Here is a 5,528-nt window from a genome sequence, read left to right as displayed (position 1 = left end):
CCGCGACGATGTCGAGCGCGATCACGCCGTCGACCGTGTTGCCGGTGCCGCCCTCCCATGCGCGGGCCATGTTCTCGCCCGCGGCCCGGAAGTCGGGGTTGACGTTCGAGTTGACGAAGGAGATGCCCTCCGTGCCCTTCGCCTGCATGGCCGGGGTGAACGGGTCGCCGTCGACCGGCTTCCACGGGATCGGCGGGTTCACGCCCACCGTGCTCGTGTCGCCCGCCGCCTTGTCCAGCGCGTTCGGCCAGTCGATGTCGCCGGTCGCGGACGGCGCGGGGATCTTCAGCTCTCCGTTGTCCAGCCCGATCGTGGCGACGGTCAGCGGGGCGCCGCCGGAGGCGCGCATCTCCGCGGGGTTCAGGATCGCCACGAGGTAGTTCTTGGGGCTGTCCGCGCCGACCATCGCAGGCAGCGTGCGCAGCACCGGCAGCGCGGCCTCCATCTGCGTCCGCAGCTCGCGCACCTGCTCGAGGGCCGTCTCCTTGGCCTCGAGCACCCGCTCCGTCTTGGGGGCCGTGCCCTTGACCTTGAGCAGCTCGCGCTCGGCGCTCAGCATCAGCCGGCTGATCTCCTCCGCGCGCGCCGTCGTGTCGCGGATGACGGGCACGGAGAACTTGCCGTCGGTGTAGACCTTCGGGCCGGTGCCGCCGGACAGCGCGCCGATGACGTCGATGCCCGTACGCCCCGCCTCGACGGTCTCGTCGGCAGCGGTCAGCAGGTGGTCGAGGTCGTCGACGGCGGTCGCGGCGACCGGGAGGTAGCCGGCGATGCGCACCTGCGGGCGGTCGGCCGCGTCGTGCGCGACGGACAGGTGCGCGGCCGCGGCGTCCAGGTGGGCCACCGCGCCGGCCCGGTCACCCGCCGTGAGCTGGGTCCGGAACGCCTCGAGCTCGTCCTGCGCGCCGGTCGCCGAGTCCTGGATGTCGCGGGCGGACTGCACCAGGCCGAGCGCCATCCACGCCCCCGCCGCGCCGAGGGCGCCGGCCACGACCAGCGCCCCCAGGGCCCACAGCACCGGCTTGCGCCAGCGGGGCCACCTGCTCCAGCGCTGCCAGACGAGGACGCGGCGCCAGCGCGGCGTACGCGTCTCCTCGACGACCTCGAGGCGGTCGAGCGGGTGCTGCCAGACCACCGTCTCGGCGTCCGAGTCCTGGATCTGCGCGGGCGGCGGCTCGGGCGTCGCGGCACGGGGGTCGTGGCGGAGCGTCACAGGCAGGTCCCGGGGTCGACGACAGGAAGGCGAGTCCGAGGTGTCGAGTCTACGTGCGTACGACGACTCGGAGCCGTCACGCGCTCCCGGGGGTTCAGTGGGCGCCGCGGATCGGTCCGCGCGCGTCGTGCGAGCCCCGCTCCGCCGGCGCGGCGCGCTCGTCGTGGTGCGGCGCGCCCGGATGTCAGTTGATCAAGGGACTTGGCTGACCGACACCGGCGTGCCGTGCGCCGAGTCCCGTGATCAACGCGCCACGTGAGCCGCTACGCCTGCCACATGAACACGACTGGACGGCCCTCTGCGCCCGCGCTCACCCGCCGACGGCCCGGCGTCAGCGCAGCAGCTTCGACAGCCGCCGGTCGGCCAGCTTCTGCCCACCGGTCTGGCAGGTCGGGCAGTACTGCAGCGACCGGTCCGCGAACGACACCTCCGCGACGGTGTCGCCGCACACCGGGCACGCCTCGCCGGTCCGCCCGTGCACGCGCAGCCCGACCTTCTTCTCGGCCTTGAGGTCGCCCGCGGCCAGCCCGACGGACCGTTTCACCGCGTCCTCGAGCAGCTCCTTGATCGCGGCGTGCAGCCGCAGCACCTCCTCCGGCGAGAGGCCGGACGCCGGCTTGAACGGCGAGAGCCGGGCAGCGTGCAGCACCTCGTCGGAGTACGCGTTGCCGATCCCCGCGACGACGGACTGGTCGCGCAGCACGCCCTTGACCTGCGCCCGGCCGGCGCGCTGCAGGATCGCGGCCAGGGCGTCCGGGGTGAACTCGGGCGCGAGCGGCTCGGGGCCGAGCCGGGCGATGCCGGGGACCTCCTCGGGCGTACGCACCACGTAGACCGCGAGCCCCTTCTTCGTCCCGGCCTCGGTGAGGTCGAAGCCGGACCCGTCGTCCAGGTGCAGCCGCAGTGCCAGCGGGCCCTTGCCGGGGCGCGGCGGGACGGCGGGCTGGGACTCCTTCCACCGCAGCCAGCCGGCGCGCGCGAGGTGGATCACCATGTGCAGGCCCGACACGTCGAGGTCGAGGAACTTGCCGTGGCGCGTGGCGGAGGCGATCTCGAGGCCTCCGAGCGAGGTGACCGGCGGGTCGTACGTCTTGAGCACGCTGATCGCGGAGACGTCCACGCGCGCGACGGTCCGCCCGACCGCCCGCTCGGTCAGGAAACGGGCGAGGGCCTCGACCTCGGGCAGCTCCGGCACGCCGATCATCTTGCGTCAGCCGCGGGCGGTTCGGAAGAAGTCCGCGCACGGCGTACAGCCGCGGGGCCCGGCTGCCGACGTTGTGCGATGTGAGCGACCCCGTCCTGCACCTCGCCCGCCGTGCCGCCTGGGGCCCCACACCCGAGCTGGTCGCCGAGATCCGCGCGCTGGGCACGAAGGCGTGGCTCGACCGGCAGCTGCGGCCCGCCGCGATCCCGGACCCGCAGGTCGACGCCCTGCTGCCGCGCTGGCCGCAGCTCGGCTGGGACATCCCGACGGCGACGAGGTCGACCAAGGGCTGGGACACGATGGTGGCGCTCAGCTCGGCCGCGCTCGCCCGCGCCTGCTGGTCCCGGCGCCAGCTGCTCGAGGTCCTCGTCGACGTCTGGTCGAACGCGCTCAACGTCACGAACCCCTCCGGCGAGGTCTGGGGCACGCGCCACCGCTACGACCGGGACGTGATCCGCAAGCACGCGCTCGGCCGGTTCGACGACATGCTCGTCGCGGCGATCACCCACCCGGCGATGCTCCGGTTCCTCGACGGCGCGTCGAGCAACCGCTGGCAGCCGAACGAGAACCTCGGGCGCGAGCTGCTCGAGCTGCACACCGTCGGTCGGGCCAGCGGCTACACCGAGCGCGACGTCCGCGACTCGGCCCGCATCCTCACCGGCCTCTCGGTCGACTGGGACCGCGGCACCTTCGTCTACCGCGCGCAGGACCACTGGACCGGACCGGTGCGCGTGCTCGGCTTCCGGCACCCGAACGCGACGCCCGCCGGCGGCAGGAGGGTCGCCGAGGCGTACCTCCGCTATCTCGCGCACCACCCGGCGACCGCGCTGAACGTGGCCCGCCGGCTCGCCGTCCGCTTCGTGTCCGACACCCCGTCGGCCGGGCTGGTCCGCATGCTCGCCGCGACGTACCGCCGCAACAAGACCTCGATCGTGCCCGTGCTGCGCGCGCTCTTCGGGTCGGCCGAGTTCTGGGCGTCCGAGGGCAAGAAGGTGCGTACGCCGTTCGAGTCCCTGGTCGGCGCCGTCCGCGCGCTCGGGATCGCGCCGCCCGCGTCCGGCACCCAGGGCGTCCTCGGCCTCTACTGGGAGAGCTCCAACCTCGGCCAGCCGCCGCTGGCGTGGCCCCGGCCCGACGGCTACCCGGACGTCGCGGCCGCGTGGACGGGCGCTGCGGGCACCGTGCAGCGCTGGACGACGCACCTCGGCCTGGCCGGGCAGTGGAACCGCGAGCTCGGCCACCCGGACCCGAAGAGCTGGCTGCCCTCCCCGCTCCCGGGCTCGTACGCCGCGCTGATCGACGCCGTCGCCGCCCGGCTGTTCGTCCCGGCCCTCACCGACCGGCAGCGTGCGGCGATCTGCACGTTCTTCGAGCGCCGCCCGCAGGACCCGGTGAAGCAGACGGACGCCGTCCTGCACTGGCGACTGGCGCACCTGGTTGCCCTGATCCTCGATACCCCTCAGGCGGTTCTGCGATGACCTCTTCGGTGAAGCATGCTGCAGCCGACTGCGGCTGCCCCGAGCAGCGCGGGCTGTCCCGGCGTACGTTCCTCCGCGCCTCGCTCGCCACGTTGGCGGGCGTCGCGGGCGGGGGCCTGCTCGACCTCGGGGGCGCCCAGGTGGCACTGGCCGAGGAGGGCTACGCCGGCGACGTGCTCGTCGTCGTCAGCCTGCGCGGCGGCTTCGACGGGCTGTCCGCCGTGGTCCCGGCCGGTGACCCGGCGTACGCCGCAGCCCGCCCGAACATCGCTGTCCCGTCCTCGCAGCTGATCCCCGCTGGTGGCGTCTTCGGCCTGCACCCGGCGCTGAAGCCGCTCGAGCCGCTGTGGCGCGCCGGCACCTTCGGCGCGGTCCACGCCGTCGGCCAGAAGGACCCGACGCGCAGCCACTTCACGGCGATGGAGGAGCTGGAGCGCGCCGCGCCGCGCTCGAGCCTGCGTACCGGATGGATCGACCGCATGGTCGGCGCCAGCGGCGCGACGTCGACGTTCGCGGCGGTGTCCGTCGGATCCACCACCACGACGACGGCGTTCGCGGGGGCTGCCCCGGAGCTGAGCGTCCGGTCGCTGCCGAGCTTCAAGCTGTCGGGAGCCGACTGGGAGGCAGCGCGCTGGAAGACTGCGCTCGCCGAGCTGCACACCAGCGGCCCGGAGGCGGTCGTCTCGGCGGCCCGCCGCTCGCTCGCCGCGCTCGACACCGCCGCTGCGCTGCCCGCACCCTCGACGCTGCCCGACGGCGTCGCGTACCCGGAGGGGTCCTTCGGCGAGGCGCTCCGGGACGTCGCCCGGCTGATCCGCGGCGGCGTGGGCGCGCGCGTCGCGGCGGTCGACCTCGGCGGCTGGGACATGCACGAGGGCGTCGGCGGGGTCGACGGCGGCTGGATGGCCCGTCAGCTGGACCAGCTGGCGCGCGGGCTGGCGGCCTTCGCCGCGGACCTGGGCGAGGCGTTCGGCCGCACGACCGTGGTGACGCTGTCGGAGTTCGGCCGGCGGGTCGCCGAGAACGGCTCGGGCGGGCTCGACCACGGCAACGGCAACGCGGTGCTGCTGCTCGGCGGCGGGGTCGTGGGCGGCCGCGTGCACGGGCGCTGGCCCGGCCTCGGCGAGCGGTCCCTCGTCGAGGGCGACCTGGCCGGGACGACGGACTACCGCACGCTGCTGGCCGAGATCCTCGAGGCGCGGTGCGGGGTGCCGGCGCGCAGCGTGTTCCCGGGGCTCGCGCCTGCGCGGCTGGGGGTGGCGCGGGCGCGGTAAGGGGCGAGTGGGAGTGAGCATCCGGGTCCCAGGGCTGCTCGCACGACCCTGGCACCCGGATGATCATGCGGCTCGCGGACGCCACCCCGCGGCGACGAGTGCGCTGCGTATCGCGGCCACGACCACCTCTGGCTGCTCGCGCACCAGGAACGACGGGAACCGGAGCCACGGTCCCCGCTGATGACGAGGTCGTTGCTCCGGGCCATGTCGTCCCACCACGCCAGCAGACCGGTGTGGCCGACGCCGTCGATCTCGACCACGAGCCGCCACTCCGGCCAGTAGAGGTCGAGCCAGCGGACCCGCCCGGACCGGTCCCTGCGCTGGGCCTGCCTCGTCGGCGCGGGGAGGCCCGCACGGCG

Annotated in this window: 4 protein-coding genes; 2 read left to right on the top strand and 2 right to left on the bottom strand. The window is 74.6% G+C overall.

Annotation, left to right across the window (positions count from 1 at the left end; genetic code table 11):
- Both G9H71_RS25340 and G9H71_RS20775 read right to left on the bottom strand, forming a co-directional pair.
- A partial coding sequence (locus tag G9H71_RS25340) for a DUF4012 domain-containing protein (protein WP_166284686.1) occupies positions 1-1,213 on the bottom strand: 1,213 nt, incomplete at its 3' end.
- A gap of 331 nt (positions 1,214-1,544) precedes the next feature.
- Positions 1,545-2,408, bottom strand: coding sequence for an Fpg/Nei family DNA glycosylase (locus G9H71_RS20775; protein ID WP_166284685.1), 864 nt, complete (start codon positions 2,406-2,408; stop codon positions 1,545-1,547).
- A gap of 89 nt (positions 2,409-2,497) precedes the next feature.
- Between G9H71_RS20775 and G9H71_RS20770 the strand changes: the two genes are divergently transcribed.
- Both G9H71_RS20770 and G9H71_RS20765 read left to right on the top strand, forming a co-directional pair.
- Entirely contained in the window at positions 2,498-3,895 is a 1,398-nt protein-coding gene (locus G9H71_RS20770; RefSeq protein WP_166284684.1) for a DUF1800 domain-containing protein, read from the top strand.
- The gene (locus tag G9H71_RS20765) at positions 3,892-5,169 is read left to right on the top strand and encodes a DUF1501 domain-containing protein (RefSeq protein WP_166284683.1); all 1,278 of its coding nucleotides are present in this window, start codon (positions 3,892-3,894) and stop codon (positions 5,167-5,169) included. Before G9H71_RS20770 ends, G9H71_RS20765 begins: the two co-directional genes overlap by 4 nt.
- Positions 5,170-5,528: the final 359 nt, after the last annotated feature.

The organism is Motilibacter deserti (assembly GCF_011250635.1).
GTDB classification, from domain to species: domain Bacteria; phylum Actinomycetota; class Actinomycetes; order Motilibacterales; family Motilibacteraceae; genus Motilibacter_A; species Motilibacter_A deserti.
The sequence above is the reverse complement of the archived record's forward strand: the minus strand, read 5'-3'. Positions and strand labels throughout refer to the sequence as shown.

Bases quoted from the DNA above. Each gene is read 5' to 3' on its own strand.
- G9H71_RS20765 (WP_166284683.1), top strand. From the start codon at position 3,892: ATGACCTCTTCGGTGAAGCATGCTGCAGCCGACTGCGGCTGCCCCGAG.